Origin of the sequence: Undibacterium sp. JH2W, assembly GCF_049340425.1 — a bacterium.
GTDB lineage: Bacteria > Pseudomonadota > Gammaproteobacteria > Burkholderiales > Burkholderiaceae_D > Undibacterium.
This window is the reverse complement of sequence record NZ_JBMPOT010000002.1, coordinates 406,343-432,504: the sequence shown is the minus strand read 5'-3', so window position 1 is coordinate 432,504 and position 26,162 is coordinate 406,343. Positions and strand designations below refer to the sequence as shown.

At 50.5% G+C, this 26,162-nt stretch carries 19 protein-coding genes, 3 tRNA genes and 2 pseudogenes; 12 read left to right on the top strand and 12 right to left on the bottom strand.

Going from position 1 to position 26,162, the window contains the following annotated elements; genetic code table 11:
* Positions 1-150 precede the first annotated feature (150 nt).
* The gene (uvrB, locus tag ACO0LC_RS04315) at positions 151-2,247 is read right to left on the bottom strand and encodes an excinuclease ABC subunit UvrB (protein ID WP_423000935.1); all 2,097 of its coding nucleotides are present in this window, start codon (positions 2,245-2,247) and stop codon (positions 151-153) included.
* 98 nt (positions 2,248-2,345) lie between these two features.
* Here uvrB and ACO0LC_RS04310 point away from each other — a divergent pair, with 98 nt between their 5' ends.
* From ACO0LC_RS04310 to ACO0LC_RS04295, 4 genes are all read left to right on the top strand, one after another.
* Positions 2,346-3,560 carry an aromatic amino acid transaminase gene (locus tag ACO0LC_RS04310; RefSeq protein ID WP_423000933.1) on the top strand — a complete coding sequence of 405 codons (1,215 nt, stop codon included), beginning with the start codon at positions 2,346-2,348 and terminating at the stop codon, positions 3,558-3,560.
* Between the two features lie 59 nt (positions 3,561-3,619).
* Positions 3,620-3,695, top strand: a tRNA-Asn gene (locus tag ACO0LC_RS04305).
* Between the two features lie 104 nt (positions 3,696-3,799).
* Positions 3,800-3,875 (top strand) — tRNA-Asn (locus ACO0LC_RS04300).
* Positions 3,876-4,055: 180 nt separating this feature from the next.
* Positions 4,056-4,131, top strand: a tRNA-Asn gene (locus ACO0LC_RS04295).
* A gap of 276 nt (positions 4,132-4,407) precedes the next feature.
* Here the strand turns inward: ACO0LC_RS04295 and ACO0LC_RS04290 are convergent.
* The 5 genes from ACO0LC_RS04290 to ACO0LC_RS04270 all read right to left on the bottom strand — a co-directional run bounded on the left by ACO0LC_RS04290 (position 4,408) and on the right by ACO0LC_RS04270 (position 9,566).
* Positions 4,408-4,956: a cytochrome b/b6 domain-containing protein gene (locus tag ACO0LC_RS04290; RefSeq protein ID WP_423000931.1), complete on the bottom strand. Its 549-nt coding sequence runs from the start codon at positions 4,954-4,956 to the stop codon at positions 4,408-4,410.
* Positions 4,946-5,227, bottom strand: coding sequence for a PepSY domain-containing protein (locus ACO0LC_RS04285; RefSeq protein WP_423000929.1), 282 nt, complete (start codon positions 5,225-5,227; stop codon positions 4,946-4,948). The genes ACO0LC_RS04290 and ACO0LC_RS04285 overlap by 11 nt, the downstream gene beginning before the upstream one ends.
* Positions 5,228-5,261: 34 nt before the next feature.
* Positions 5,262-5,945, bottom strand: a complete 684-nt coding sequence (locus tag ACO0LC_RS04280) for a Fe2+-dependent dioxygenase (RefSeq protein ID WP_423000927.1) — start codon at positions 5,943-5,945, stop codon at positions 5,262-5,264.
* A gap of 28 nt (positions 5,946-5,973) precedes the next feature.
* A complete protein-coding gene (locus tag ACO0LC_RS04275) occupies positions 5,974-7,077 on the bottom strand; it encodes an alpha-hydroxy acid oxidase (protein WP_423000925.1) in 1,104 nt (367 codons plus the stop codon).
* A gap of 92 nt (positions 7,078-7,169) precedes the next feature.
* Entirely contained in the window at positions 7,170-9,566 is a 2,397-nt protein-coding gene (locus ACO0LC_RS04270; protein WP_423000923.1) for a TonB-dependent receptor, read from the bottom strand.
* A 530-nt stretch (positions 9,567-10,096) separates the two neighbouring features.
* Between ACO0LC_RS04270 and ACO0LC_RS04265 the strand changes: the two genes are divergently transcribed.
* The 7 genes and pseudogenes from ACO0LC_RS04265 to ACO0LC_RS04235 all read left to right on the top strand — a co-directional run bounded on the left by ACO0LC_RS04265 (position 10,097) and on the right by ACO0LC_RS04235 (position 16,372).
* Positions 10,097-10,240 carry a hypothetical protein gene (locus tag ACO0LC_RS04265; RefSeq protein WP_423000921.1) on the top strand — a complete coding sequence of 48 codons (144 nt, stop codon included), beginning with the start codon at positions 10,097-10,099 and terminating at the stop codon, positions 10,238-10,240.
* A 132-nt stretch (positions 10,241-10,372) separates the two neighbouring features.
* A pseudogene (locus ACO0LC_RS04260) lies at positions 10,373-11,094 on the top strand (ABC transporter ATP-binding protein).
* The gene (locus tag ACO0LC_RS04255; protein ID WP_423000919.1) at positions 11,066-13,528 is read left to right on the top strand and encodes an ABC transporter permease; all 2,463 of its coding nucleotides are present in this window, start codon (positions 11,066-11,068) and stop codon (positions 13,526-13,528) included. The pseudogene ACO0LC_RS04260 and the gene ACO0LC_RS04255 overlap by 29 nt, the downstream one beginning before the upstream one ends.
* A gap of 51 nt (positions 13,529-13,579) precedes the next feature.
* The gene (locus ACO0LC_RS04250; RefSeq protein ID WP_423000917.1) at positions 13,580-14,341 is read left to right on the top strand and encodes a hypothetical protein; all 762 of its coding nucleotides are present in this window, start codon (positions 13,580-13,582) and stop codon (positions 14,339-14,341) included.
* A 35-nt stretch (positions 14,342-14,376) separates the two neighbouring features.
* Positions 14,377-15,044: pseudogene (locus tag ACO0LC_RS04245) on the top strand (winged helix-turn-helix domain-containing protein).
* Positions 15,016-15,372, top strand: coding sequence for a hypothetical protein (locus ACO0LC_RS04240; protein WP_423000915.1), 357 nt, complete (start codon positions 15,016-15,018; stop codon positions 15,370-15,372). The pseudogene ACO0LC_RS04245 and the gene ACO0LC_RS04240 overlap by 29 nt, the downstream one beginning before the upstream one ends.
* Complete coding sequence (locus ACO0LC_RS04235; RefSeq protein WP_423000913.1) at positions 15,365-16,372, top strand: sensor histidine kinase; 1,008 nt, start codon at positions 15,365-15,367, stop codon at positions 16,370-16,372. Before ACO0LC_RS04240 ends, ACO0LC_RS04235 begins: the two co-directional genes overlap by 8 nt.
* A 112-nt stretch (positions 16,373-16,484) precedes the next feature.
* Here ACO0LC_RS04235 and ACO0LC_RS04230 read toward each other — a convergent pair whose 3' ends face one another.
* From ACO0LC_RS04230 to ACO0LC_RS04215, 4 genes are read right to left on the bottom strand one after another with little or no spacing between them, the layout of a single operon-like run.
* Entirely contained in the window at positions 16,485-19,631 is a 3,147-nt protein-coding gene (locus ACO0LC_RS04230) for an efflux RND transporter permease subunit (protein ID WP_423000911.1), read from the bottom strand.
* Between the two features lie 9 nt (positions 19,632-19,640).
* On the bottom strand, positions 19,641-20,864 hold the full coding sequence (locus tag ACO0LC_RS04225) for an efflux RND transporter periplasmic adaptor subunit (protein WP_423000909.1): 1,224 nt from the start codon (positions 20,862-20,864) through the stop codon (positions 19,641-19,643).
* Positions 20,865-20,895: 31 nt separating this feature from the next.
* Positions 20,896-22,314, bottom strand: coding sequence for an efflux transporter outer membrane subunit (locus ACO0LC_RS04220; protein ID WP_423000907.1), 1,419 nt, complete (start codon positions 22,312-22,314; stop codon positions 20,896-20,898).
* A 42-nt stretch (positions 22,315-22,356) separates the two neighbouring features.
* Positions 22,357-23,079 (bottom strand): TetR/AcrR family transcriptional regulator, encoded by a 723-nt coding sequence (locus ACO0LC_RS04215; protein ID WP_423000905.1) that lies wholly within the window; start codon positions 23,077-23,079, stop codon positions 22,357-22,359.
* Positions 23,080-23,278: 199 nt separating this feature from the next.
* On the opposite strand from ACO0LC_RS04215, the gene ACO0LC_RS04210 reads away from it, so the two are divergent.
* A complete protein-coding gene (locus tag ACO0LC_RS04210) occupies positions 23,279-25,267 on the top strand; it encodes a methyl-accepting chemotaxis protein (protein WP_423000903.1) in 1,989 nt (662 codons plus the stop codon).
* A gap of 82 nt (positions 25,268-25,349) precedes the next feature.
* On the opposite strand, the gene ACO0LC_RS04205 is transcribed toward ACO0LC_RS04210, so the two are convergent.
* Entirely contained in the window at positions 25,350-25,724 is a 375-nt protein-coding gene (locus ACO0LC_RS04205; RefSeq protein ID WP_423000901.1) for a MerR family transcriptional regulator, read from the bottom strand.
* A gap of 8 nt (positions 25,725-25,732) precedes the next feature.
* On the bottom strand, positions 25,733-26,146 hold the full coding sequence (locus tag ACO0LC_RS04200; RefSeq protein WP_110253938.1) for an integration host factor subunit alpha: 414 nt from the start codon (positions 26,144-26,146) through the stop codon (positions 25,733-25,735).
* Between the last annotated feature and the right edge of the window lie 16 nt (positions 26,147-26,162).

Genomic DNA, 26,162 nt, shown 5'->3' with positions numbered 1-26,162 from the left:
CTCGCCAGGCTATGCTTCACCAACCCAGCACTGTACCCCAACAAACGCATACCTTATTTAACCGCCGAGTGTTGGGCTGATGAAACGTAGCCCAACCTACAAGCCATTCCAGCTCATACGAAAACTGGTTCTTTCCAAAGAGAAGTCGCCTCAAAGTACAGGAACAGAATCATGCCCACCCGCCCCAAACAATTGCTCCTTGACATGCGCTAACTGATCCCTGACCTGGGCGGCTTTTTCAAACTCCAGATTCTTGGCATGATCCAGCATGAGCTTTTCCAGGCGCTTGATTTCGCGGCTAATCTGCTTCTCGCTCATGACTTCATAGCGTGCCTGCTCTTGCGCTACTGCCAGTTCTTCTTTCGCTTCCTGCGGATTATAGACGCCATCGATGATGTCCTTGATCTGCTTGCGTATGCCTACTGGCGTAATATTATTGGCCAGGTTAAAGGCGAGCTGTTTATTGCGACGGCGCTCGGTTTCTCCCATGGCGCGGCGCATGGAATCTGTCACTTTATCCGCATACAAGATGGCCTTGCCGTGCAAATTACGCGCGGCACGGCCTATGGTCTGGATAAGGCTGCGTTCAGAACGCAGGAAACCTTCTTTGTCTGCATCGAGAATAGCCACCAGTGACACTTCAGGGATATCCAGACCTTCGCGCAGCAGGTTGATGCCGACCAATACATCAAAAGTACCCAGGCGCAGATCGCGGATAATTTCCACCCGCTCTACCGTGTCGATATCGCTATGAAGGTAACGCACCTTGATGCCGTTTTCGTTGAGGAATTCGGTTAACTGTTCTGACATACGCTTTGTCAGTGTCGTGACCAATACCCGCTCGTGCTTTTTCACACGCTCGATAATCTGGTTCATCAAATCATCAACCTGCGTCAGCGCCGGGCGCACTTCAATTTCCGGGTCAACCAGGCCAGTAGGCCTGACCAGTTGCTCTACCGTCTGGTCAGAATGCTGGTCTTCATAATCACCTGGCGTGGCCGAGACAAACACGGTCTGGCGCAATTTGCTTTCAAACTCAGCGAACTTCAGCGGACGATTATCCAGTGCTGATGGCAGGCGGAAGCCATAATCCACCAAATTGGTTTTCCGCGCCCTGTCGCCGTTATACATGCCATTCAACTGCCCTGTCAGCACATGCGATTCATCCAGGAACATCAGGGCATCTGCAGGCAGATAATCGACCAGGGTCGGTGGCGGTTCACCGGCTTTGGCACCACTCAGGTGGCGCGAGTAATTTTCAATACCCTTGGTGAAGCCAATTTCCGCCATCATTTCCAGATCAAAGCGGGTACGTTGTTCTATACGCTGCTCTTCTATGAGTTTGTTTTCGCGACGGAAGAAATCCAGACGCTCACGCAATTCTTCCTTGATAGTATCGATGGCACGCAAGACGGTTTCGCGCGGTGTCACATAATGCGAACTAGGATAAACCGTAAAGCGCGGTATCTTTTGTTTGATGCGCCCTGTCAGCGGGTCAAACAATTGCAGGTTTTCGATTTCATCATCGAACATTTCGACGCGCACAGCCATCTCGGCATGCTCTGCCGGGAATATATCAATGGTGTCGCCACGCACACGGAAAGTACCGCGTCCAAAATCAACTTCGTTGCGCTTGTACTGCATCTGTATGAGACGGGCAATGACATCGCGCTGGCTGACCTTGTCCTTGGCTCGCAAGGTCAAAATCATCTTATGGTATTCGCTAGGGTTACCGATACCATAGATGGCTGACACAGTTGCCACAATGATGACATCCCGTCTTTCCATCAGCGATTTGGTACAGGACAAACGCATCTGTTCTATATGTTCATTGATGGCAGAATCTTTCTCAATGAACAAGTCGCGCTGCGGCACATACGCTTCTGGTTGATAGTAATCGTAATAACTGACAAAATACTCCACCGCATTGCGTGGAAAGAATTCCCTGAACTCACTGTACAACTGTGCTGCCAGGGTTTTATTAGGTGCAAAAATGATGGCCGGCCTACCTGTCCTGGCGATCACGTTTGCCATCGTGTAAGTCTTACCCGACCCCGTCACTCCCAGCAGTGTCTGAAAAAATAAACCGTCACTGATACCCTCGACCAATTGTGCAATTGCCGCTGGCTGATCACCCGCTGGCTTGAACATTTGATACAACTGATAAGGTGAATCAGGGAAACTGATAAATTTCGATTCGTCCAGCTGTTCTGACAAAGCTGTTGAATTAACTGGTGCTACGGCCATGATGCGATTACCTTTGCTAAAATAGGTGGCTGTACTATGCAATCTGCCTCATTCCAACCTTTATTGTCGGCAACGACAAATATTTCAATATTATCACGATGACTGCTCCCGCTTCTTCCCCCCTGTTTTCCGCCATAGAAATGGCCCCCCGCGACCCTATCCTGGGTATCACCGAAGCCTTTAATGCCGACCAGAATCCTGCCAAGGTCAATCTGGGTGTAGGCGTTTATTATGATGACAATGGCAAGGTGCCATTGCTGGAATGCGTCAAAAAAGCAGAAGCTATTTTGATGGAAAAATTTTCCCCACGCACCTACCTGCCTATCGAAGGCTTGGCTGCTTATGATAAAGCAGTGCAAGAACTGGTGTTTGGTGCCGATAGCGATGTCGTCAAGGAAAAACGTGCGATTACTGCCCAGGCCATCGGCGGCACAGGTGCACTGAAGCTGGGTGCAGATTTCTTGCAACGCTTTACACCAAATTCTGAAGTCTGGATCAGCGACCCCAGCTGGGAAAACCACCGCGCCCTGTTTGAATCGGCTGGCTTCAAAGTCAACTCATACCCTTACTATGATGCAGCAACACGCGGCGTTAATTTCGCTGGCATGCTGGATGCATTGAAATCCATGCCTGAAGGCTCCATCGTCTTGCTGCACGCCTGCTGCCACAATCCTACCGGTGCTGACCTGACAGATGAGCAATGGACAGAAGTAATTGCCGTGGTTGCCCAACGCAATCTGATCCCCTTCCTGGATATGGCTTACCAGGGTTTTGGTGATGGTATCGAGGCCGATGGCAAGGTAGTACGTCGCTTTGCTGAAGCTGGCGGCGCCCTGTTTGTTTCCAATTCTTTCTCCAAATCCTTCTCCCTGTATGGCGAACGCGTCGGTGCATTGAGTATTGCCGCCTCCAGTGCAGAAGAAGCAGCGCGCATCATGTCACAACTGAAACGCGTTATCCGCACCAATTACTCCAACCCGCCTACCCATGGTGGCCAGGTAGTGGCAACCGTGCTGGCAACGCCAGAACTGCGCCAATTGTGGGAAGAAGAACTGGCAGGCATGCGCGTACGCATACGCGAAATGCGCACTGCTTTTGTCAGCAAACTCAAAGAAAAAGCCCCAGGCCATGACTTTGATTTTGTGATCCAGCAGCGCGGCATGTTTTCATATTCCGGCCTGACGAAAGAGCAAGTTGGCAAATTGCGTGATAACAATTCCATCTACGCTGTTGATACAGGTCGCATCTGCGTTGCCGCCCTCAATAACAAGAATATTAACAACGTTATTGAGGCAATTACCCAGGTTTTGTAATTCGATAAGGCCTGCGTATTGACAAAGTAGGGTCGAGAGAATATAATTTTTGTCTCTGTTCCCTGATAGCTCAGTTGGTAGAGCGACGGACTGTTAATCCGCAGGTCCCTGGTTCGAGTCCAGGTCGGGGAGCCACAGAATTCGAAGTAAGTAGTGAACTTAGCAAAAAATCACTGCGGACGAGTAGATAAGTATAAGTAGTAGTTTAAAAGTTTAATGAAGACCATCATATCTTCTATTCCCTGATAGCTCAGTTGGTAGAGCGACGGACTGTTAATCCGCAGGTCCCTGGTTCGAGTCCAGGTCGGGGAGCCAAAATTCGAGAAAGCAGAGTTACCTGCTAAAGCTGGTAACTCTTTTTTTTCCGCAAGATTAGACTGGCAATGAATGAATAAAGCAGTTTGCAGTAAAGAATCGAAGTGAGTAGTGAACTTGAAAAAAATCACTGCCGAAAGATAGTTTTAAAAGTTTAATGAAGATCATCATATCTTCTATTCCCTGATAGCTCAGTTGGTAGAGCGACGGACTGTTAATCCGCAGGTCCCTGGTTCGAGTCCAGGTCGGGGAGCCAAATTTAGAAAAGAGTTACTTGCCAAGGCCAGTAACTCTTTTTTTTCCGCCCTGCCTCCTACAAGACAGGGCAAACAGGTCAGACAAAGTTTCTATAGCCAGACTTTTTATGTACGCGGCGTAAAATCAAGCTAGAGATTCAAATAAAAAAATACCGGTTGACGTACTATCCCGGGCAAAGAAAATCGTACAAGTATTTCCCCCTTCGCTTTATCTCCATGTAGCAAATCCCAGATCACATTTCAAAAATGTTCTCGCAGCTTTTAAGCACTGTGCACTAATCGATATCATCCGGCCCTGGCACTGGTTTTTTGCCCGAAATCATAGCCCTGGCAAGATTCTCTCTATGCTGCCAGCTGGTGAACATCACCCCTAGCAAATGCAAGCCTATCAAGCCCAGCATGGCCCAGGCAATGGTGACATGTACACGTACTGGCCATGCATAGCCCCATAACATATCCGTACCCATGGCCCAGCCTGTCAGCACCAGCAAACCCACGCAAGATAACAGTGCAACAGCCATCCAGCCACCCAGGGGGTTGTGACCTATATATCTTGGTGCTTTGGAAGTAATGACGAGACGCAAGTAAGCCAGCGTGGCAGATGGCGATTTAAGAAATTGCGCAAAACTTGCATAGCGATTGCCGATGCCGCTCCAAACCAAACGGAGAAGCATCAGTGCGCCCGCGCCATAACCTATGTATTCATGGACCTCGCCTGTTATGCCACTGGTGATCCAGGCGGCGGCGATGGCACAAACCTGCGCCCAGTGAATCAGGCGCACGGGCAAGTCCCATACAGGCACGTCAGTTTGCTTATTCTTCAACGCGCTCAAACGTCACAGGATTGAAGAATGCCTCTACGCGCTTGCCTTTAGGGTCTTTGGCATACACTTCATAGCAGCTGCTGGTTTTTTCCATGCGACGGATTTGCCAACCCTCCTTGACCAGCTTTGCTTCCAATTCTGTATGTGGACGCCATTTTTCTTTGGGTTCATTGGTGCATTTAACGTCACCATGGGCCCAGGCGCCACCAGATGCCATGGCAAAGACCACGGGGACGAGTGCTGCGAAAATGGATTTCTTGATTAATTTCATTGATGCCTCCTGACGAGTTAAAGTAATAATTAAATTAAGTGATTGCCCAGCGACGCAACAAATTATGATAAATGCCGGTGAGCCTGAGCAGTGCAGAATTTTGTGCATCAACCAAGGGGGTTAATTGCTGGATAGCCTGATCAAGGTCGTACAACATGCTGCGTTCAGCATCGTCACCGACCATGCTTTCTATCCAAAAAAAAGAGGCTACCCTGGAGCCTGAGGTCACCGGTGTGACTCTATGCAGGCTTGATGAAGGATAGAGCACCATATCACCCGCTTCAAGTTTCACAGTCTGCGCACCAAAGTCGATTTCGATTTCCAGCTCCCCTCCTTCATATTCCTCGGGCTCAGCCAGGAACAGGGTTGCGGACATGTCACTGCGCAAATTTTGACGGGTGCCGGGCATCATCATGACTGCGCTGTCTACATGCAGGCCATAACCGCCACCGTCCTGATAGCGATTAAATTTTGGGGGGTATATTTTTTGAGGCAAAGCAGCAGAGATAAACATAGGGTGCTCACCTAACTTGCGCAGGATGTGATTGCCCAGTTGAATCGCCAGTTCAGACTCGTCATCTATCTGCAAGTTATTCTTGACGCGCAAAGCGAGTGTACCGGCAGTCTTGGCGCCATCTTGCCAGTCGGCCTGGTCCAGATAGGCACGAAATTGACTTACCTCTTCTTTGCTCAAAACTCCTTCAATCACATTTAGCATATCTAAGCCTTTCAAGCTTGTTTGTATCTCAAAGAGCAGGCAGCAGAGCATTGCTATCAATATCTGCCAGGCCTGCACAGCCAGCCTGGGCCATGCATATCTCCAATTCTTCACGTAACAGCTTGATCATATGGGCAACACCCAAGGCGCCTGCTACACTGAGCGCATACATCTGCAAGCGCCCCACCAAGACGGCGTCAGCACCCAATGCCAAAGCCTTGAACACATCCGAGCCTGAGCGTATGCCACCATCCAGCAATAAAGGGAAATCCTCACCTACCGCAGCACGAATGGCGGGTAGCACAGTCAAACTGGCAGGTGCGCCGTCCAGGCTGCGACCGCCATGATTGGAAACAACAATACCCGCAACACCGGCCGCTTTTAGCGCCAGTGCGTCATCGGGATGCAAGATACCTTTTACCCATACAGGCAAGGATGTTTCTGCCATCAGCCAGGTTAAATCAGACCAGCCTGGCGCTGCACGCATTGCGCCCTGGAAGATACGACTATCATCAGGTGCAAGCTCAACCGTTTGCCCCGCATAGTTCTCTGGCAGGTTGACAGCAACGCAATCTGCAGGCATCTGGAATCCAGCTTGCAGGGCGCGCGCACTGGCAACTTGTATCGATGCATCGAGGGTGACGACAATGGCGCTGAAACCTGCTGCCTCTGCCCGCGCAAGCAGGCTGCGAGTATCATCGCGCCTGTTTTGGAAATACAGTTGAAACCATTTGTCATGGCCCGCAGCTTGCGCTACATCTTCCAAAAGACAAGATGACAAAGTGCTGCATATCATGCAGCTATCCATGGCACGCGCTGCCCGTGCAGTATCGATTTCACCGACAGGATGCGCCAGCTTTTGAAAGGCCACTGGTGCCAATAGTATGGGGTGAGGAAAAGTTTGCTTGCCTAGCCTCAGACGCGTATGGCCACCAGTAACATCACGCAATACACGCGGATACACTGACCATTGCGAGAAAGCTGCCAAGTTGGCAGCGACAGTCAGGTCACGCCCACTGCCGCCTGCCACATAAGCATAACTGGCCTCTGCCATGCTACGCTGCGCCGCAAGTTCATAGTCCTGGGCACAGCGTATATCCGGGGGAATGGCAGAGGTAGTTGGGGTTTTCATCAATGAAAATAATCAATAAAGAACCCGTATTTTAGCTGAATCGACAGGGTTCACTCGTGAAGATGAATGAACCCTTGTTCGCCGTCAAATGATTACATTTCGTAGTTCAGTGTCACACGTACTGCACGTGCATCACCTTTATACAGGAAGGCGCCAGAACGATAAACTGCCGTGAAGTAGTCTTTGTTCGTGACGTTTTGCACATTGACACGCAAATCAAAGCGGCGTGAGAAACGGTATGCAGCAAAAACATCAAATGCCGAGAACGAAGGCACTGGTTGTGAGCACAGGCCAGCTGCAGTGTAACCTGCCGCTGTATCAGGCTGCCCGCCGCAACGATCACTTTCATGACGTGCCGCTCCACCAAACGAGAATGCATTGGTCAACTGGTACTTGGCTTGTACCGAGAACGTTTGCTTGGCAAAGTTACTCAACGGGTTACCGACGTTGGCAGGAGTTGTAGAAGCCAGTACTTTGGAATCCATGAATGCTGCACCAACTTGCACGGACAAGTCTTCTGTCAAATTACCACTGAGACCCAGCTCCAGGCCTTGTACACGATTTTTACCTGAATTGAATGTACCAACTGTGTCGTAGTTAGCACCTTCCATCACATCAGATTTTTTAGTCTGGAACAATGCCGCAGTTGCCAGCAATTTATCGTCCATCAGATTCCACTTCAAGCCCAACTCATAGTTGATAGAAGTTTCAGGCTTGGCACCGGCGATCTGGTTTTGATACAAGACTGCGCCACCGTAACCACTGCTGGTACCAGCATCGGCCTCACCACCATTGATGTCTTGCGCACTTGCCACAGAACCGTAGACGATGAGCTTAGGTGTGATCTTGTAGCTCAAGCCAAAATGGCCATTCAGCAAAGTATCTTTATAACCGTAGTCACCAGTGATCACACCTGTAGTGTTGTTGCGACGAGTCAGGTCCAGATCAAAGGAGTCTGCACGCACACCAGCAAAAACGGTAAATTTATCTGTCAGATCGACAGTATCCATTGCTGTCAGCGCCAGCGCCTTGATATGCCAGTCCTGGTTCCAGCTCAGGCGTGTGGAATTACGACCAGCCAGCTTGTTCAGGTTAGCGACCTGCACTCCGGCGCTATCAGTAAAGCAGTAACCATTGTTGGCTCCTATGCCTGCTGTGGTCTTGCAATTAAATGCGCCAGTGTTGGTGATGGCGTAAGTACCTGACACAACTTTATGGTCAGCATATTCTGCACCAAAGATGAATTCATGTTTCATGCCACCCAGTTGTTTGTCCCAGCGCAGATTACTCTGGTGAGCAAAGTAATCAATATCCTGCCAGCCTGTGTGGCCGCCATCAAGTACACCCGTTGTGTAAGCCAGGCCTGTTGCACCGTTATAGCGGGTTGCAGAAGATGCACCTGTAGTCACATAGCCATTGCTGGACTTGCCATAGCGTGTCAGGCTGGTGAGTTTGAGGTCAGAAGCAAGAGCCCAGTTCACACGGGCAGTTAAAGTATCAACGTCAGACTTGAGGAAGTCATTTTCCTGGCCATACACTGGTACATTGGTCGCCGGTACACGGTTAGGTACTGTACCTACCAGGTAGTAACCCAGATCTGGCGAAGTATCTTTGGTACGCAGACCATAGTAATCCAGGGTTACAGACAAATCCTTGCTGGCTTCATACAAACCGGACAATGCAATACCCTGACGTGAACGCTTGGCTGGCGAGCGATCAGGCACGCCTTCATCGCCATACAATAAATTGGTACGCAAAGCAAAATGGTCGCCGAAACCTTTATTGATATCAGCAGTAATACGTTTTTGTGAGTCGCTACCTACGCCGACGGAAACGCGCTCGAAATCATGGTCCAGAGTCGCTTGCTTGGTGATGGCATTGATCGCACCACCAGCAGTACCACGGCCAGCGAAACTGGAATTAGGACCTTTGGAAATTTCCAGTTGTTCGATGACGAAACTTTCGCGTGTAGACATACCAGGATCGCGCAAGCCGTCAACGAAAACATCACTACGTGCTTCCTGACCACGGATGATGTAACGGTCGCCGAAAGCATTACCATTTTCGCCAGTACCCAGTGTAATACCAGGTTGTGCACCCAGGACTTGTTTCAAGTCTGTCAGGCCAGAATCATCCAGTGCAGAACGTGTCAGGACAGAGATAGTCTGTGGCGTTTCTGCCAGTGGACGGGTATGGCGGGAATCAGCAGACGATTTAGCCTTGTAAGGCGCACCGACTTCTGCATTTGGATTGGACTCACGACGCTTGCCGAGGATTTCAACTTCAGGCAATTTTTGGCCGTCTTTTTGCGTCTTGGTGGCAGGTGGCGTTGTTGTACTTGCTGGCGTTGTATCTTGTGCAAATGCTGCAATGGGCATGAACATAGCGCTGGAAATACCCAATGCCAGAGTAGTTTTTCTCATGGAAACAGATATCTGATCGTCGGTATTGCGCAGGCTTTTTGGTTTTTTTACTGGGGAGTGTTGCATGTAGACCCTTGATTGCACATGGCAAAATATTATAAATAAGATATTAATTGTGTAGCACTGTATAGCTGATTACAAATCAATACGAATGATATATATGTTGACAATGAGAATCAATATCATTCACATTTACAAATGTTAAATACTTATTCTTTATGGTAGAAATCCCTCAGAAATTTGGCGTAGATTCAATTTCACCGGCCTTGATTGCCTCTGGCGAAACCGGAAGTAAACTACTATTACCTGAATGAAATGTTATTAATAGGTTACGCAAAATTATCCCAGCAAGGCTATCGCCAAGGAAACCTCCCTCGTAAGGGAGGTTCGTTCCGTCGGCATACAATGTATAGCCTGAAACCCCGACTACACCGTAGCGACGAAGACAGTACTTTAGTACCTAATTTGCTAAATGCAGGCGCTGCAACGCAGCTGGGGCGGTTTTGCGTAAGTCCTAATTAAAAGAAACGGCAAATCGCGTTTTGCAGCCCTGCCACCAGTGTCCGATACCTTTATGCAGAACCTGCGAAAACAACATGCTGGTTACCGATCCACAATTGAGTAAGCGCCTTTACACCCAGGCCAAGACAGCGCATTTTGATCAGCAACTGGCAAGCATATCGATACAGGTAACTTGCAATAGCTATGCGAGCAAAATAGAAACCTCGCTCAGCAATTAAGCTACCCCGCTCACCTCCGCCACTCCATCTAAGCGTCTGCGACTTTACAAATCTTTACCTGCACTACACAGTCCGTTTAAGCGCATCACCTAAAGTCATGTCATCTGGTAAATGACTGATAAAGGTGAATAAATGAGCAGCAAAGAAATTGCCCTTGAAGCAAGGGGGATCAGCAAGCAGTTTGATACGCCGGAGGGCAAGCTTGAGATTCTTCGCCCCCTCAGTTTTTCGCTGCATGCAGGAAAATCACTGGCTATCACCGGCCCCTCTGGTGCAGGTAAATCCACCTTGCTCGGTATCCTGGCTGGTCTTGATATCGCCAGTGCCGGTGAAGTCATACTGCATGGACATCAACTAGGGAAACTGGATGAAGAAGGTCGTGGCCGTATCAGGGCTGATTATGTAGGCTTTGTTTTTCAATCTTTCCGCTTTTGCCTGGCTTGACAGCCCTGGAAAATATCATGCTGCCTTTGGAACTGAAAGGCAACAGGTCAGCGAAAGACCTGGCCAAAAATTTCATTAACAGGGTAGAACTGGAGCAACGTCAGCAGCACTACCCCCGGCAATTATCTGGCGGTGAGCAGCAACGTATTGCCATTGCCCGTGCATTTGCCTGCCAGCCACGCCTGCTGTTCGCCGATGAACCCACCGGCAATCTGGACAGCCTGAATGCAGAAAAAATCACCCGACTTCTGTTTGACTTAAACCGCGAATCGGGTGTCAGCCTGGTCCTGGTCACCCACGAAAAACATCTGGCAGCACTATGCCAGCAACAATTGACACTGGCTACCGCAACAGCCAGCCACACTATTCAGGACATCACTCATGCTGGCCATCAAACTATTGCTGCGTAACTGGCGCAGCGGCGAACTCGGGCTCATGACGGCATCGATATTATTGGCGGTCTGTATAGTCGGCGCGGTTTCAGTTTTTTCTCAACGACTGGAACGCAGCATACTTAATCAAAGCAGTGATGCGCTGGGTGCTGATGGCATTGTCACCAGTACGCAAGCAAATCCGTCAACCTGGGACGAAGAAGCACAAGCCTTCCATATACGTACCAGCAAGGCAGCAGAATTTGAAGCCATGCTGATAGCTGGCGAAGAAATGACATTGGCATCAGTCAAGGCAGTCGATCTTAACTACCCATTAAGAGGCAAACTCGAAGTCTTACCGCAAAATAAAACCCAGATCAATAACAAGCTTGAGAAAATCCCGGCGGCAGGAACAGCCTGGATAGATGCACGCCTGCTATCTGCATTAAAAATTGGGATTGGTGCACGCATACGCCTTGGTGAACTTGAATTGACCGTCACTGAAGTGCTCAGCAATGAACCTGGCTTATTCAGTTTCAAACCAAGAATACTGATTCGTCAGGCTGATCTGCCCAAAACTTCACTATTACAACCAGGTAGCCGGATAGCCTATAAATGGCTGATGGCATCTGACAATCATCAAAAACTGCAAGCTTTCATCACATCGCTAAAAAAACAACTGACTCCTGAGCAAGTCCTGGTAACACCAGAAAATATGACCAATAACCGAGGGGACGCCTTGAAATCCATCAGGCATTTTCTCATGCTGGGCTGTATCTTTGCAGTCTTGCTTTGCGGTCTGGCAATAGCCATCGGCAGCAAGCAATTTGCCCATAAACAGCTAGGACAAATTGCCTTGCTAAAAAGTTTTGGCTGCAGCACAAGGATCATACGCAAAATGCTGCTCTGGCAATTGCTGGCAATAGCAATGCTGGCCACCTTGCTTGGCCTATTTTGTGGCAGTCTTATGCAAACCGCTGTAGCAAGCTTTTTACTGCAGACCTATCAATTCAAGCTGCTGGCAGCACAACTACCTGACTATACACTCAGCCTCTTGTGTGGCGTGCTATGTCTATGCTGCTTTACTCTACCGGCAGTCTGGCATTTACCTGCACTGCCATCAGTGCAGGTCTTGCGCGCTCAGGTACAACTGCCAGCCATTTCCATATTGAAGCGGCTATTACCTGCTTCTCTGGCTATCTTTCTGCTGATACTCATGCTGAGCAAAGATGTCTTGGTCAGCCTGATCGTCATTGCCAGTCTGAGTGTGCTATTGCTGCTACTCATGGGCATAGCCAAATGCCTGCTGTCCGGCTTGCGCATCCCGATGGAGAAGATGGGTGGTTCATGGCGTTTGGCACTGAGCAGATTACAGGGCCAACAATGGCAAGGCATTTTGCAGATGGCTGTATTTGCTATTGTGATACTGGCGCTGTCCAGCCTGGTCGCCCTGCGCCAAAGCCTGACAGAGCAATGGCAGGCACAATTCCCTCCACAAGCGCCAAATCATTTTCTGGCCAATATCAGCGCCTCCGAATTGCCTGAGCTGAGCAGGGCACTGGTCGCACATGGGATCAAACCTAGCAGATTTGACCCCATGGTTTTGGGCAGAATTACACATATCAATGGACTGGCGCTAGCCAATACTGACAAGACCTCGTCAAAAATATTTGAAAGGGAAATGGAAATCAGCTGGAGCCCTGATCTGCCCGTTGGAAATTTGATTACTGAAGGCCAATGGTGGCCGCAGGCAGCCAAGGACAAATCTGTTCCTGGAGTGTCGGTGGACATGGGGTTTGCAGCAAAGGCCGGGCTGCATCTTGCTGACAAGCTGGAATTTTTTATCGGTGGCTGGTCACAGCCAGCCATCATCACCAGCATCAGGGAGATAAAAGACAGTGCCCGCTCTTCCAGCTTTAGCTTCTTGTTTGAAGCTGGCAGCCTGCAGAATATCGTGCCAACTTACGTAACGGAGTTTTATGTAAATCCGGCAGAAAAAAACTGGCTATATACCCTGTCCATGGCACATCCCGGCATATTAATCATAGAAGCTGACCGCATGCTGGCTTTGATGGAGAGCATGGTAAGGCATGCCAGCCAGGCCATGCTGGGACTATTGCTACTCTCTTTGCTGGCAGGTTTCCTGGTCATGCTGGCAACAGTACTCAGTAGCATGCAAGAGCGGAAGCAAGAATCTGCTGTCTTGCGTACACTCGGCTGCTCGGCTCCCAGGCTGCTGGGTAGTATATGGCTGGAATTTTTTATTATGGGCCTGATTGCAGGAAGTATAGCCATAGCAGGAACCCAGGCATTGCAGTTCGCCCTGCACAAAACCATCTTCAAAACCGCCCTACAAACGAAGCTGCTGCCCTTGCTGTTGACACCTGTTGCCAGCGCCCTCTTGCTCAGCTTGATCGGTGCATGGGCTTGCCGTCAGACGATCAAGACACCACCCGCCGTGGTATTGAGGTAAACAAGCTGTCATCAAGTCTGCAAATCAACACCCTTTCAAATGAAGTGAATCATGATAAACAAAAACTATCTTCTCTTGATTATTGCCAGCTCAGTCTGTTGTCTGGCATCTCATGCCCGGGCCGATGGTCTGGCAGATTTAAAACAAGCTTTAAACCGTTTACAGGCACAGACGCCCATCAAAGTTCAAATGGAAGTCAAATCCTGGCGCAAACAGGGAGAAGGCAAGGATGGCGAGGAAAAATCAGGCCAAGCCCTGCTCCAGCTCGATGAAGGCAACCACGGCCTGCACCTCATCTATGGCAAAGAAATCTTAGGCAGGCTAGAGCAAGAAGCTGCGATAAAGAACAAGGACAAGAAAAACCGGCCATCTACTGCATTAGCCCTGAATGAATTGACTACTTCAGACCTGCGGCAAATGATATCTGCTGCCCCTATGATATTGCGTTATCTGGATGATGCTGTCTACAAAGGTGAAAAAACAGATCACTACAAAGGCAAGGCTGCACGCATGCTCAGTTTTGAATTTACGATAGACAAGCTGAGCGAGCGCGAACGAAAATACTTCAAGAATCTCGAAAGCAGGCTGGATATATGGATAGGCGCCGACAGCATTCCTATTGCGAGCAATTTTCATCAATACGGAACAGGGCGGGCCTTTGTCGTCGTGAATTTTGAACAAAGAACAGATGAAGAGACTGAGTATGTGGTTAATGGTGACAGGCTGCTCATGGTTAAAAAAGAGAGTAAATTCATTTCCAGTGGTGCAGGAGAAAAATTCGAGAGTAAACTGTTGAAAATCCTGCAAATCTAAGCTGGATATTGACTATGCTACGTCCGCAACTCCTGATGATAGAAGATGACCAGCGACTGGCCGAGATGGTCGTCGCCTACCTGCAGCAAAATGGCTTTGAAGTCAGGCATGTACAAACCGCGCAAGAAGGGATGCAGGAATTGCAGCATCCGCAATCAGGACATGCCTATGCCCTGCTCTTGCTCGACCTGATGTTACCAGATGCATTTGGGCTGGATGTCTGCAGGCAGATCCGCGCCCTGCCTGGCAATATTGCCTGCATCCCCATCGTCATGCTGACCGCAAAAGGTGACAGCATGGACAAAGTGCTGGGACTGGAAATCGGTGCCGATGACTATATTGCCAAGCCTTTCGAGCCACGTGAATTGCTGGCAAGGCTGACGATGAGCAAACCTTGTTGCGCTTTGGCCGCCTGTACATCAATTTGCATACCCGTACTCTCAGTGTAGATGACAGGGATTGCCATATCACCTCCTATCAATTCGATTTATTAAGCATCCTGGCCAAATCTGCCGGGCGCGTGCTGTCACGCGAGCAATTGATGGATGCAGTGAAAGGGGAAACCCCGGATGCATTCGATCGTTCCATCGACGTCCACATAGGCCGTTTGCGGGCAGCCATTGAAGACGATCCCAAACAACCCAAGCGCATCATTGCCATACGCGGAGCTGGCTATGTTTTTGCCAAACTTCAGGATATCTGAGTTTTTCAGCTCCTATCTGGGCAAATGGCGGTCCCGCTGGTGGCATCGCTTTTACTTGCGCGTTTACCTGGCCATCATCGCCAGCTTGCTGGTGACTGTGTTATTGATAGGCATCATCTTGCATATGATAGCCAATAGCTCGAGTAATTTTAAAAATAATATGGATAATTTTTCGCAAATCGCCAGCGATATCCTTCCTCCTTCAGGAGCACCCGCAGCAGACATGGAAATTGCCCTGAACCGCTGGCAACAATGGATGGCGAGCAATCTCAGCGTCTACGATGGGGATGGGAAAAAAAATAGCTTCTGCTGGTGGCCCTATGCCTGACGTGTTTCCATCTGAAATGAAAAATGGCTGGAACATCACATCCCCGACTTATTTTGCCACCCCACTGGCCGATGGACGCAAATTATTGGCGCGTTCACAATCAGGTGTCTCAGTCTCCTTGTGGCAAATAGTGACACCACTGATGATCGCTTTTGCCGTAGCCCTCGGTTCTTATCCTGTAGTGAGACGCCTGACCATGCGACTGGAGAGACTCAATGACAGCGTTTCTGCCTTGGGCAAAGGTCAGTTATCAACCCGAGTGGCAGTCGAAGGCAGCGATGAAGTGGCCAGGCTGGCCACCAGCTTCAATCAGTCTGCGGCGCGCATAGAGACCCTGGTCAACGCGCAAAAATCATTGCTGGCAAATGCCTCACATGAATTGCGTTCCCCACTGACACGCATACGCATGGGAATAGAGATGCTGCAAAGCCAAGCCCAGCCAGGTTTGCAGGCAGAATTGAAACGCAGTATCAATGAACTGGATCAGTTAATTGATGAAATTCTATTGAGCAGTCGCCTGGAAGCCAGATATGAAGAAACTTTTACCTCTGAAGCCGTCGATATGCTCAGTTTACTCAGCGAAGAAAGTGCACGTGTCAATGCCGACATTTCATGCAGGGATATCACTTCAGATTCAGCTGTGGTCATGGGAGATGCCAGATTATTGCGCCGCCTGTTGCGCAACTTGCTGGAAAATGCGCGTCGACATGGGGTAATCAATGGCAATGAGGAAATTTCCAGCCTGATTTATCGCAGTGAAAATATGCTTGTCATAGAAATCAATGACCGTGGTACAGGAATACCAGCAGAACAAAGGGAAAGGATTTTTGAGCCCTTTTACAGATTACCAGGAGCAAAGGAAAGTGATGGTGGTGTTGGTCTGGGTCTAAGCCTGGTCAAGCAGATCGCGCAAAAGCATGCCGCAGAAATTACTTGCCTGGAACGTGAAGGTGGCGGGAGCTGCTTCAGATTCAGCATGCAACAGACAGGGCATTATTAGCTTGGCCGCGAAAGTGTAGCATCATGAAAAAACCCCGCAGCCTATCCATGCTACGGGGTTTTCATTTTTGCTTTATCTTTCAAGTACAAAAAAGCACCTGAAAAGAACTACCTCAATGCGCATCAGTCGCAAGCTTGCTAGCGGATTTACCAGACAATTTACGTCTGATTTTACCCAACAAGTGCTCAAAATCATCGACATAGGTAAACACTGCCGGCACCACCAACAAGCTCAGCAAGGTTGAAGTAATCAAACCACCTATCACCGCAATCGCCATCGGTGAACGGAAGCTGGGGTCAGCCCCCCAACCCAGCGCCAAGGGCATCATGCCTGCGCCCATGGCGATGGTGGTCATGATGATGGGGCGGCTGCGTTTGTGACAGGCGTCAACCAGGGCATCAAAACGGCTCATGCCTGCTTCCCTTGCCAACACCGCATAGTCCACCAGCAAGATGGAGTTCTTGGTCACAATACCCATGAGCATGATCAGGCCTATCATCGATGGCATGGACAAGGCGCGGCCAGTCACCAGCAAGGCCACGAAAGCCCCACCTATACTCAAAGGCAAAGCTGCCAGGATAGTCACTGGTTGCAAGAAGTCCTTGAACAACAGCACCAGCACACCATAGATGCACAGTACACCGATCAGCATGGCGATACCAAAGCTGGCGAACAGGGCTTGCATCTCTTGTGCGTCACCAAGTTCGGCAATGCTGACAGATGGCGGCAGGTTTTTCATGCTGGGCAAGGCGCGTGCTTCTTCATTGACTTCACCGAGTTGACGACTACCCAGTTCGACATCCAGGGTCACATTGCGTTTGCGATTCAAACGGTCTATTTGTGCCGGGCCGGATTCCATGGTGACGCTAGCAACGCTACCCAACATCACAGGACCATTCTTGCCTGGCACAGTCAGGCGCTCTATCTCAGCCAGATCAGCCCTGAAGCTGTCTGGCAATTTGACACGGATGGGCACCTGGCGTTGCGACAGATTCAGCTTAGGCAGAGCCTGGTCATAATCACCCGCCGTCGCCACGCGTACTGTTTCCCCTATGGCGGACGCAGTCACACCAAGCTCGGCTGCTCTGGCCGTGTCCGGGCGCACAATGATTTCAGGGCGCACCAGCGAAGCGCTGGAACTGACATTGCCCACGCCTTTAAGCGTTCGCAATTCCCTTTCCACTTTTTGCGCAGCTTCGAGCAGAGCCAGCGGGTCTTCACTTTGCAAAACCAGTTGCATTTTGACACCGGTATCTGGCGGGCCTACGTTGAACCTGGCACCCGAGATATCTGCAACCTCAGTGCGTATCTTGGCATCGATATCGGCAATTGAGTCCTTGCGCTTGTTTCTGTGTACTGCTGTAACTGTCAAAACGGCACGTCTTGCTTCTGCTGCCGCACCCGGGGCAAATGCATCACCACTGGAACCACCGCCTATGGAACTGAAGACATTGATAATCTCTTTATTCTTCATGATGGCGACCCTGGCCTGCTCTGCCACAGCACGGGTTTCTGCCAGTGTGCTGCCGGGTGGCAGTTCTATATTGACCTGGGTTTGGGCACGATCAGCCGATGGCACGAAACCGGTAGGCAGCAAACCGACCAAAGCTATAGAGCAAATGAAGAATACCGTGGCGGCGATCATGGTGACCAGGCGATGACGCAAGCACCATTGCATGGTTTTCATATAACGTGTCATGAGCCAGCCATCTGCCTGACCGTGTTCGCCCGTTTTACCTGGCTTGGGTGACTTCATGATATAAGCCGCCATCATAGGCGTCAGCAAGCGCGCCACTACCAGCGAAGCCAAAATCGCAATCACTGCTGTCCAGCCAAACTGCTTGAAGAACAGACCGGGCACGCCGCCCATAAAGGCAGTCGGCAAGAACACCGCAACCAGGGCGAAGGTGGTGGCAATCACCGCCATACCAATTTCATCTGCCGCTTCCATGGCGGCCTGCATCGGTGTTTTACCCATGTGTAAATGGCGGGCGATGTTTTCGATTTCTACAATCGCATCATCGACCAGTACACCCACCACCAGTGCAAGCGACAGCAAGGTCACCGTGTTGAGGGTGTAGCCAAAATACTTGAGACCAAGGAAGGTGGGTATCACTGACAAAGGCAAGGCAGCTGCTGCCACCAGGGTTGCGCGCCAGTCGCGTAAAAACCAGAATACCACCAGGATGGCCAGCAAGGCACCTTCATATAACAAGTCCATGGAGCCATCGAAGTTTTCTTCTACTGGCTGGGCATTATCTATGGCCTGGTGAAATTTCATGTTTGGATGAGCCGCCTGCAATTCATCGACTGCGGCATGTGAACCCTTGGCCACATCGACTTCACTGGCACCCTTGGTACGGAATACTTCAAAGCCAACCACCTGCTTGCCATCCAGCGTTGCCACGGAACGTGGCTCACTGACGGTATCAAGTACACGCGCCACCTGGTCAAGGCGTATATGCCTGCCATCTGGCAAAGGGATATCCAGCACAGCCAGTTCAGCCGCCGTCTTGACGGTCGCGATGGTGCGCACAGATTGCTCAGCACCACTGACGTCACCACGACCACCCGGGGCCTCTTGCTGCACCAGCTTCAGACGGCGTGAGACATCAACTGCGGCAACATTGAGCGCCGCCATTTTGTCAGTATCAAGTTCAACCCGCACTTCACGGCTGACACCGCCCATGCGCCTGACTGCACCGACACCGGGCACAGCACGCAAACGCTTGGCCACGGTATTGTCAACAAACCAGCTCAACTCTTGCGCATCCGGTTTGCTGCTTTCACCAGCGACGACTTTGCTGTCTTTGCCATCTTCTGCAGCTTCGACTGTGTAGGTCATGATGACGCGGCCCGCAGTAGATGCCTTGGTCACAGTAGGGTCACGCATTTCACTGGGCAAATCGGCACGCACTGTTGCTACCGCATCGCGCACTTCATTGACGGCATCTGAAATGACTTTTTCCAGGACAAATTCAACCGTAACTTCTACATCGCCATCCAGCACTTTGGTGTAGACGTTTTTTACGCCTTGCAGTGAAGCGACGGCATCTTCTATCTTACGCGCGACTTCAGTTTCCAGCTGCGCCGGTGCTGCGCCAGACAAGGGGGCGCTGACAGTGACGATGGGTAATTCTATATCCGGGAAATCCTGGACTATGGTCGAGCGAAACGACAATATCCCCGCCAGCGTCAGCAAGATAAACAGCATGATCGCCGGTATGGGATTTTTAATGGAGAGGGAAGAAAAATTCACATGAACCCCTTAGTTTTTTGCAGCGGCTGGCTTGGCAGCAGCCACGACCTTGACTGTGTCACCATCATTGAGGAAGCCTGCGCCACTGGAAACTACCGTGCTGTCAGCATTCAAGCCTGACACCACTTCCACTAGATCACCCTGCGCATTGGAAACACGACGCCCGGTCAGCAATTTGATTTGCGTGACATGACCATCAGGATTGACACGGAAGGCGTAACTAAACCCGTCCCTGACAACCACGGCTTGCTGCGGTATGGTCAGAGCCTGGGAACTACCCATGACAAACTCACCCTTGGCATACATGCCCGGCTTGAATGCCATTGAGGCTGTGGCGGGCTGTGGTTTGGCGGCAGCGGCGGCGGCGGCGGCAACGCCTGCATCAGGAATCAGATCAACATAGACCAGGCCCATTCTGGTTTGCGCATCAACAGTTGGCGATACCACCCTGACTTTGCCCTTCCATTGCGCACCACCTGGGGCAGTCACTACGGCCTCAGTACCTTGCACTATTTTTGCCATTTCACTGGCTGTCACTTCAGCACGCCATTCCAGGCGGCCCTGACGTATCATGCGGAATAATTCTGCACCGTTACCAACAACAGAACCCAGGGTAGCTGCGCGCGCAGTAATAATGCCGCTGTCGGGGGCGACCACGCGGGTGTGACGCATACGCAATTGCTGGGCTTCTACACTGGCCTTGGCAGATTCCACCCTGGCCCTGGCAGTTTGCTCAGCCGTCAGGTATTGACCTACTTGCTGGGCACTCAGTGCGCCACTGGTTTGCAAGGCACGGGTACGTTCGGCATTGGCAGCAGCATCGGCCAGATTGGCCTGCGCCTCAGCCAGACTGGCTTGCGCCAGCGCCAAATCGGCTTTTACGGTTTCGCTGGCGAAACTGGCAAGCAATTGACCGCGCTGAACCACATCACCTATATTGGCATGCAATTCCTGTATGCGCAGGCCACTAGCTTCTGAACCTATCAAAGCTTCTTGCCAGGCAGCGACACTGCCATTGGCGGACAATTTAATGACCAGGTTGCCGCTAGTCGCCTTGGTGGTGGTCACCGTCAGGGCAGGTTTGACTTTTGCCGCCGGTGCGGAGGCACTTGCGGCTTTCGCAGGCTCATCGGCGGCATTGGAAGTAGCTGACAGCCATAAGCCACCTGCTCCAATTGCAATCATGCCAGCCAGGCTCAGGGATAAAGGTTTGCGTGGAATGAGTTTCATCATGTCGGATACGCTTTCTATTGATTTTTTAAATTCAGGAATTTTTTTGGGGCTGGACAGCTGCTTGTGCACTCATGTCCCAACCACCGCCTAGCGCCCGGTACAAGGCGATCCAGGCACGATTTCTTTCCAGCTGCAGGGCGATCAGGGCAGACTGTGAAGCAAAGGCCGTGCGCCTGGCCTCTTCCAGCTCCAGCATGCTGGCCATACCCTTGTTATAGCGTGATGCGGTAGCCTGCAAGGCTTGTTCATATCCCCGCGCTGAAATTTCAGAATCAAGGCGACGGGCATCCGTGCTATTGAGGTTAAGCAATGCTTCTTCAACTTCACGCACTGCCTGCCTGACCTTGCCGTGATAACTACTACTAGCAGTCTGGTAACGCGCCTTGGCCGCTTCGATATTGGCACTGGTCTGGCCGCCATTGAAGATGGGCAGGGTCAATGCCAGTGGGCCGACTGACCAGGTATCCATACGAGTATCACTACCGCCACTACTGTAACGCATGGTGCCGATAGAGCCGCTGAGACTGAGTCGCGGATAGCGTTGCGCTTCAGCAGCACCTAGCTGTGAACTGGCTGCAGCCACATCTTTTTCAGCAGCATACACGTCCGGGCGTTGCGTCAATAGTTGTGCGGGCAAGCTGCTGACTGCCAATGGCAGCAGGTTTTTGAAATCAGCTTGCGCACTTTGCAGTATTTGCCTCAACTCAGGCTCAGGCTTGGCCGTCAGTGCGACCAGGGCTTTGACATCCAGATCACACGATGTTGCCTGTTGTATGGCACGGCTGTTTCCCTCAGCAGCACTGGCACGTGCCAGTGCTGAATTGGCGCTGGATGACATACCCGCCTGCGCGCTAAGCTCAGTCAGCCTGGCCGTTTCAGCACGTGATTTGGCATCTTGCCAGCTCAGGTCCGCGATTTGCTGGCAGCTCAGGGCTGAAAAATATAATTGCGCAACTTCAGCCGCTACCGATATCCTGGCATCATGCCAGAGCGCCTGACTACCTTCCAACTGCGCCTGGGCCGCTTGATTATTGGCACGATTAGCACCAAACAAATCCAGTTCCCATGAAGTTTGCAAACCGGCCTGCGCCGTTGTCGCTACTGGCATGCCAGGCTGGTTTTTTGCACGCGTGGCATTGGCAACGGCGTCAACTGACGGCAATAATGCTGCACCACTGGCAACCCGCGCAGCCCTGGCTGTTTCCATACGTGACCAGGCCTGCGAAAGCGTAGGGCTGACTTTTTGTGCAGCCTCTATCAACTCCAGCAAACCAGCATCACCATGTGTTTGCCACCAGTTCCGCAATTCCGTATTTTTCTCAGTGGCGGGCAAGATAGTTTGCCATTGCGCAGGTAAGCTGGCAGAGCTTGATGCAAGGGGATGAGTAGTGCCGCATGCAGCAAGCAGTACTGCAATGGCCGGAATAAGGATAAAACGTCGTATAGTCATGTCGTCGTCGAAGATGTGGTTAATCAGAATTCACTATGTTCACTATATGTTCACCATTTGGCGGCGACGCTTTTCGTCTTCACACATGGCAATGGCATAATCCACCAGCCGTGAAGCATAGGTATCAATTGCCTTGACTTTGGCGATCAAAGCGGGCCGGATCGCTTGTATGACATCACCGCTGATCAGCAAGGAAATCGCCAGTCCAGAGATGGATATCGCCAGTCTGTGTACATCATCGTCGGCCTTGCTGATACCCAGATATCTGCACAAGAACCTGACCATGGCAAGATGAGAAGGTTTGATGGCAGTATCAATTTCCTCCATCCACAAACCGGTAGGTTCAAGCATTTCGCGGAAATGCAATTTCATGCAAGTTTCCATTAACTCACCCTGCTTCATCGAATCAGTAAAAGTGCATATCAGGGCTGACAGCGTAGAACGCAGATCTGCATCTTCTCGCTCGAATATGGCTGGATCTACATTGGGATTGGTGCGTGGATCATTAAATACGGCGCGGTACAAACCAGCCTTATCAGCAAAGTAATAACTGATGGCAGAAATATTCACATTGGCGGCCCTGGCGATTTCTCTCGTGGAAGTTTTTGCGTAACCTCGTTCAGCAAATAATTTTAGTGCTGCGTCAAGCAAACGCGTGCGCGCCTCAAGGCCATCAACACGCAACATTTTCCCGTCAGCAGTAGCAATCTGGCTTTTTGGCTGGTCTAGTCGCTTTGCGACTTTTTTCTGGCTGGATGTTTTCATGCCAGGCATACTAACACATAAATCAAACGTTTGATTTAACTAAGCTCCGCAAACTAACGAACATTGCCAATTTAAAGTTCAAACAAGGCATGGGAAAACCTTGTCGTCGGTAAGGATGTTACCTACTGTCACCGCATAGTCATATTCCCGGTTTAGGCTTCGCACAGCATGCTTTCACAAACTCATTTGGTATATCAAAGTGACCCTACTTACTTCCCCCGCCATCCATCTTTTACGCAATGTGAAGATTGCGCAAAAGCTTAGTTTTGTTGCTCTGGCATTTGCGATTCCCTTGCTCATCGTACTCGCACTACTATTCCAGAATCTGCGCCAGGACGTCTTGCAAATTCAGGAAAAACAAACTGCCATCAAGTCAATTGCTGCAAAATATGAATTGCGCCTGCTGGTACAAAGGCAGCGAGCCTTGCAGCACATGCGCATCATGGGCAATAAACAACTGGACGCCAGCATTAATGAAAATCAGGGCAAGATAGAAAACCTGCTCAAGCAAGCGGAGCAACACAGCGCCATTAAACAGTTGTGGTCTGCCCTGACTTCAAAGCAGGCAACACTTAAGGCAACTGGCAGCTTCGCCGAACATAGCAGCTTGTTGGCTGCGATAGAGCTTGAGATCACAGAAATTGCCAATAGTTCCAAACTGGCACTGGATAGTGATTTAAAAACTCATCAACTGGTCAGCATCTACCTCATCACCCTGCCACAAATAGAAGAAAAATTATCCATCATCGCTGGACGTGGCGCTGCTTATATTGACTCAGGCTTATTTGAAGCAGGTGAAGATGTGATGCTCAATTCCCTGCACATGCTGGCTAAATTAAATTTGTCCGAGCTGGCAACAAACACGCAAAACCTGGGCACGCTGAGCAAGGATTATGCATCGGTAAACAGCAATGTGAAGGCCAGCATCACGGAGGCAAAAAAATTCCTGGAGCGCTCGCAGGATGAAGTCCTGGCCTCGGTTAACCAAAATACCGGTCAGGCATTCTTGCAGGCAGGAGCAGACAATTTACAAGCACTGCAAGCCACCAAAACAGTTGTCGCCAATCTCATCGCCGATAATCTCGCCCTTGAAATTGCCAAAGCTACCCAGCATGCCTGGCAAATGTCAGCAGGCATTATTGTGCTCTTACTGATGGCCAGTTATTTCTTGATGGCGATTTACCAGGCCCTGACCTCAGATTTAAAGATATTAGCAAAGGCCGTGGCAGAGACGGCTTCAGGTAATTTGCAAAACCGTGTCAGTAGCCGTGGCAAGGATGAACTGGGACAACTAATTAATGCAGTAGGCAGGATGAATAAGGAATTAAGCACCCTGGTTACCAATATACGTCTGAGCGCACAGACAGTGGACGTCATTGCCAGGGAAATCCATGATGAAAACACCGATCTGGCCAGCCGCACCGAGAACCAGGCAGCATCACTGCAACAAACTGCCAGTGCGATGGATGAGCTGACCGCCACCATGACTGAAAATGCAGGCAATCTGGCGCAGGCAAACAGCCTCATGCATAGCTCTGCTGAGCGCGTGCAACAAGGGCTGGAAGTCATGGAGAGCAGCATCTTGTCCATGCAGAGCGTCACCGCCGGCGCCAGGAAGATTTCTGAGATCATAGGCGTCATGGATGGCATCGCCTTCCAGACCAATATCCTGGCATTGAATGCCGCAGTAGAAGCCGCCAGGGCTGGTCAGGAAGGCCGTGGCTTTGCCGTAGTGGCGGCGGAGGTACGTAACCTGGCGCAACGCAGCGCCAATGCCGCCAAAGAGATTAAAGGCTTGATCGCCTCTTCCGGCCAGGCAGTAGAGGCGGGAAGCAAGATGATCAATACGGCAGGCCAGACGATGCGCAATATTGCCGACAATGTGGAAGTAGTCACTGAACTCATCAAGCAAATTGCCAAGGCCAGCCAGGAGCAAAGTGTGGGCATCTCTGAAGTCAATCAGGCGATCGCTGATATTGATGAAATTACCCAGGACAATACCCGCCTGGTAGAAATGGCGAGTGAATCCACTGCCAAACTGGAAGAACAGGCGGCCTCTCTGGGGGCAGCAGTCAGCGTCTTCAAGACACTGACAATTACTACTGAAGCACAGCACTTGCATCTGGCCAGCAGCTCAAATGACAGCTATATGCCGGCAGTAACCAAGAAGCAAAAATTAGTGGCTTAAGATCGCGAACGACCAGTTGCGTCCAGCATAAAAAAAGCCACCGGACATATGCGCCAGTGGCTTTTTTGCAATACAGCTTTCTTCAGGCTTTTAACAAAGTCAGTATCGAGAGCAACTCATCCCTGATCTGATGCAGATTCACAGGCTCGTCTGCAGGTTCTTGCACCGCTGTTTCAGCATGTCCACCGTTGACGTTGAGTTTGTTTCTCGCACCGTTGATGGTAAAGCCCTGCTCATATAATAATTCGCGGATACGGCGTATCAGCAGTACTTCATGATGCTGATAATAACGACGGTTGCCGCGACGCTTGACAGGCTTCAGTTGCGTAAATTCCTGCTCCCAATAACGCAGAACATGCGGTTTGACGCCACACAATTCACCAACTTCGCCTATCGTAAAATACCGCTTGGCCGGAATAGGCGGCAGCACAAAAGACTCAATCTTGATTTCAGTCATGGAAAATATCAGGCAGCATGAGCAAGAGGTTGATTACCGACATCGTCGACCATGCCTTTGAGTTTCTGGCTGGCATGGAAAGTGACGACCCTACGTGCAGTAATAGGAATTTCTTCACCGGTTTTAGGATTGCGACCAGGACGTTGCGGTTTGTCACGCAACTGGAAATTGCCAAAGCCGGACAACTTGACGGCTTCGCCTCTTTCCAGTGCATCACGGATTTCATCAAAAAAAGTTTCTACCATGTCCTTGGCTTCACGCTTGTTCAAACCTACATGTTCAAACAAGAGCTCGGCCAATTCTGCCTTGGTTAAGGTAGGCAATTCCTTTTCCGCCTGTGACCGCGCCCGGGCTTCCTGCATTGCGCGATTCAAATCAGCATCCAGCACCGACTGGAACTCGGCGGAAATCACATCATTCATTTCGAAACTCTTCTCA